The organism is Stenotrophomonas sp. 3diitr2024 (assembly GCF_042136455.1).
GTDB lineage: Bacteria > Pseudomonadota > Gammaproteobacteria > Xanthomonadales > Xanthomonadaceae > Stenotrophomonas > Stenotrophomonas sepilia.
In genome coordinates, this window is the sequence record NZ_JBHHMJ010000783.1 from 1 (window position 1) to 4203 (window position 4203).

Genomic DNA, 4203 nt, shown 5'->3' on the forward strand with positions numbered 1-4203 from the left:
CCGGCCAGCGGCCGGCTCTACCAGAAGCAGAAGGGCCGCTTGCGCGGCCCTTCGTGTTGCTTACTTCAGCTTCGCATCGGCGCGCAGGGCGGCGGCGCGGTCGGTCTTCTCCCAGGAGAAGGCCGTGGCGTTGACGGTCTCGCCTTCGCCGTTGAGGTAGCTGAACTCCTTCGGCTTGCGGCCGAAGTGGCCATAGGCCGCGGTCTGCTGGTACATCGGGTGGATCAGGTCCAGCATCTTGATGATGCCGTACGGGCGCAGGTCGAAGTGCTTGCGGATCAGCTTTTCGATCTTGTCGTCGCTGATCTTGCCGGTGCCGAAGGTGGTGACCGAGATCGAGGTCGGCTCAGCCACGCCGATGGCGTAGGAGACCTGCACTTCGCAACGGTCGGCCAGGCCGGCGGCAACCACGTTCTTGGCGACGTAGCGGGCCGCGTAGGCGGCCGAGCGGTCGACCTTGGACGGGTCCTTGCCGGAGAACGCGCCACCACCGTGACGGGCCCAGCCGCCGTAGGTGTCGACGATGATCTTGCGGCCGGTCAGGCCGCAGTCGCCCACCGGGCCGCCGATCTCGAACTTGCCGGTCGGGTTGATGTGGAACTTGGTGCCCTTGTGCAGCCACTTGGCCGGCAGCACCGGCTTGATGATCTCTTCGCGGACGGCCTCGATGAGGTCCTTCTGCTTGATGCCCGGGGCGTGCTGGGTCGACAGGACCACGGCGTCGATGGCCGAGACCACGCCGTTTTCATAGCGCAGGGTGACCTGGCTCTTGGCGTCCGGGCGCAGCCACGACAGCGGCGAGTTCTTCTTCTTGCGGATCTTTGCCTGCTGCTCGACCAGGCGGTGCGACAGGTGGATCGCGGCCGGCATGTAGCTGTCGGTCTCGTTGGTGGCATAGCCGAACATCAGGCCCTGGTCGCCAGCGCCCATTTCTTCCGGCTTCTTGCGGTCCACGCCCTGGGCGATGTGCGGCGACTGCTTGCCGATCAGGTTCAGCACGCCGCAGGTGGCGCCGTCGAAGCCGACGTCGGAGCTGTCGTAGCCGATGTCCGTGATGACCTTGCGGGTCAGCGCTTCCAGGTCGATCCAGGCGCTGGTGGTGATTTCACCGGCCACGATGGCAACGCCGGTCTTGACCATGGTCTCGCAGGCCACGCGGGCGCGCTGGTCCTGGGTCAGGATCGCGTCCAGCACCGCATCGGAGATCTGGTCGGCAACCTTGTCCGGATGGCCTTCGGAGACCGACTCGGAGGTGAAGAGATAGCTGGACATCAGGCGTAATATCCCTTGATTCGGATGGAAAGATGGGCGCGCATGATACACGGGGTGCGCCGCCTGTGCATTGTGAACCGGTACCGGTTGCCGGTGGTTAAGCCCGCGTAGGCCCGGCAGGGGCCGTCACGACGGGATTGGGGGCCAGCCTCGAGGCCCAGTGTTCCACCAGCGTGACAACAACAGACGGGGCTGCCCAACCCCCGACCGCGCAGGCCGCGACCCGGCCGTCAAGGGAGCCGGCCGTCATCGTTCTGCCCCGAAACCGCCATCTGGCTGCCGCCTGCCGGGCGCAGGCTGTCGGCCAATCCGGCCGCCGGGCATCAGTGGATCCGCCATGCAGGAACTCGAACAGCGTCTCCAGCAACGTTTCCCCGATTGGTTCCATGGCCGTCGCGGCCAATTGGCGCGGCCGTTGCTGCGCAGCGTCGGCCGCTGGTCGCGCCTGGACCAGATCGAAGCCTTCCTGCAGCGCAGCTCAGGCCTGCGCGGCTTCGGTTTCGTCGCCGCCGGCCTGGAGTTCATCGGCGGCCAGTACCAGGTGGATCCGGCCGCGCTGGCGAAGATTCCGGCCACCGGCCGCCTGCTGATCGTCGCCAACCACCCTTCCGGGGCTCTGGACGCATTGGCCTTGCTGGACGCGGTCGGCCGTATCCGCCGCGATGTGCGGATCGTGGCCAACGACCTGCTGGGGGCGATTGCGCCGCTGCAGGATCTGCTGTTGCCGGTGCGCATCCTGGGCGGCAAGGCGCAGCGCGGCAGCCTGCATGCGGTGGAGCAGGCGTTGGCCGCCGAGCAGTGCGTGATCGTGTTCCCGGCTGGCGAGGTCTCGCGCCTGTCGCTGCGCGGCATCCGCGATGGCCGCTGGCAGCGGGGATTTGTCCGCTTTGCCCGCGCGGCCGGCGCGCCGGTGCTGCCGGTGCGGGTGGAAGCGCGCAACTCGGCACTGTTCTATGGCGCCTCGACCCTGTTCAAGCCGGCCGGTACCGCGCTGCTGGCGCGCGAGATGTTCACCCGTCGTGGCCGCCCACTGCGGTTGAGCATCGGCGAGCCGATGAGGCTGGGCGACGGCGGCGACCCGGGTGCCCAACTGCTGGCGGTACGCCGCGCACTCTATGCGCTGGGCCGCAATGGCGCGGCCGGCAATGCCGCTGCCTGCGCAGGCCCTGAGCCGCTGGCCGCCCCGCTGCCACCTTCGCAGGTCGCCGCTGGCATCGCAGCCGCCACCCAGCTGGGCCAGACCGCCGACGGCAAGCAGATCCTGCTGGCCACCTGCACTGCCGATTCGCCACTGCTGCTGGAACTGGGCCGCCTGCGCGAACTGACCTTCCGCCAGGTGGGTGAGGGCACCGGCCGCAGCCGTGACCTCGACAACTACGACCCGCAGTACGAGCACATCGTGATCTGGGACGCCGCCGCGCAGCGCATCGCTGGCGCGTACCGGATCATGCGTGGTGCCCACGCGTTGGCCCGGCACGGCCTGTCCGGCCTCTACAGTGCGTCGTTGTTCCGCTATTCCGACGACGCCATCAGCCACATCGCCGAAGGCCTGGAACTGGGCCGCAGCTTCGTGGTGCCCGACTACTGGGGCAGCCGCAGCCTGGATTACCTGTGGCAGGGCATCGGTGCCTACCTGCAGTGCCGGCCGGGGATCCGCTACCTGTTCGGCGCGGTGTCGATCAGTGCGGCGCTGCCGCGCGATGCGCGCGAGCAGCTGGTGGCGTACTACCAGCGCTATTACAGCGGCACCGCCGGCATGGCCGAATCGAACCGGCCGTTCCAGTACTTTGCCGCACCGCCCAGTTTCGGTGAGCTGGATGCAGGCGCCGCGTTCGACGTGCTCAAGGCCAACCTGGCTGCACTCGGTACCGGCGTACCCACGCTGTATCGCCAGTACACCGATCTGTGCGAACCGGGCGGCGCGCGCTTCCTCGCCTTCGGGGTGGATCCGGACTTCAGCGATTCGATCGACGGCCTGATCGAGGTGGACCTGTGTGCGATCCGGCCGAACAAGCGCAAACGTTACCTGCGCGACGCGGGGACGCCGGCATGAGCACGCTGGCGAACCTGTCGCCGCACCGGCGCGCAGTGTTCGTCTCCGACGTGCACCTGGGATCACGTCACTGCCATGCCACCGAGCTGGCGCGCTTTCTCTCGCAACTGCGCTGTGAACGGCTGTACCTGGTCGGCGACATCATCGACCTGTGGTGGATGGCGCACCGCCGTGCCAACTGGCGGCAGTCGCACAGCGAGGTCATCCAGGCGCTGCACGCATTGCGTCGCGCTGGCACCGAGATCATCTACATCCCCGGCAACCACGATGCATCGCTGCGCCAGGTGTGCGGGATGATGCTGCCGGCGATGCAGGTGCGCCGCCGCGCCATCCACGTGACCGCCGATGGCCGCCGGCTGCTGGTCGCGCACGGCGACGACTACGACGGCGTGACCCACTTCGGCGGCCTGCAGGAAAAGTTCGGTGACTGGCTGTATTACCGCATCCTCACCGGCAACCAGGCATTGAACGCGGTGCGCCGCCAGCTTGGCATGCGCTATTGGTCGCTATCGGAGTTCCTGAAGAAGCGCAGTGGTGCGGCTGAACGCTACATCGAGCGCTTCGTGCAGGCCGGCCTGGACGACGTGCGCCGGCGCGGCCTGGACGGCATCGTCTGCGGGCATATCCACCGCGCCGCGCTGGTCGAACGCGATGGCCTGGTCTATGCCAACGATGGGGATTGGGTGGAAAGCCTGACCGCGCTGGTCGAAGACCACGACGGCGCGCTGCGCCTGCTGGACCACAACGGCCAGACGCTGGTGGAGCTGCCGGGCGCGCGGTTGTCGCAGGCGGCATAGCCCGCGTGTGTCCCCTTGTAGAGCCGAGCCCATGCTCGGCTGCTCTTCATTGCGTGTAACGGCAGCCGAGCATGGGCTCGG

The 4203-nt window shown here is 67.9% G+C and carries 3 protein-coding genes; 2 read left to right on the plus strand and 1 reads right to left on the minus strand.

Annotation, left to right across the window (positions count from 1 at the left end; genetic code table 11):
- Window positions 1–60 precede the first annotated feature (60 nt).
- Window positions 61–1272, minus strand: a complete 1212-nt coding sequence (gene metK, locus ABGA94_RS20610) for a methionine adenosyltransferase (protein ID WP_005408103.1) — start codon at window positions 1270–1272, stop codon at window positions 61–63.
- Between the two features lie 337 nt (window positions 1273–1609).
- Between metK and ABGA94_RS20615 the strand changes: the two genes are divergently transcribed.
- Both ABGA94_RS20615 and ABGA94_RS20620 read left to right on the plus strand, forming a co-directional pair.
- Window positions 1610–3325 carry a lysophospholipid acyltransferase family protein gene (locus tag ABGA94_RS20615; RefSeq protein WP_111128367.1) on the plus strand — a complete coding sequence of 572 codons (1716 nt, stop codon included), beginning with the start codon at window positions 1610–1612 and terminating at the stop codon, window positions 3323–3325.
- The gene (locus ABGA94_RS20620) at window positions 3322–4122 is read left to right on the plus strand and encodes a UDP-2,3-diacylglucosamine diphosphatase (RefSeq protein WP_134956402.1); all 801 of its coding nucleotides are present in this window, start codon (window positions 3322–3324) and stop codon (window positions 4120–4122) included. The genes ABGA94_RS20615 and ABGA94_RS20620 overlap by 4 nt, the downstream gene beginning before the upstream one ends.
- Window positions 4123–4203: the final 81 nt, after the last annotated feature.

Excerpts from the sequence above, each read along its gene's own strand:
- metK (WP_005408103.1), bottom strand. The coding sequence starts at position 1,272 with ATGTCCAGCTATCTCTTCACCTCCGAGTCGGTCTCCGAAGGCCATCCG.
- ABGA94_RS20615 (WP_111128367.1), top strand. The coding sequence starts at position 1,610 with ATGCAGGAACTCGAACAGCGTCTCCAGCAACGTTTCCCCGATTGGTTC.
- ABGA94_RS20620 (WP_134956402.1), top strand. The coding sequence starts at position 3,322 with ATGAGCACGCTGGCGAACCTGTCGCCGCACCGGCGCGCAGTGTTCGTC.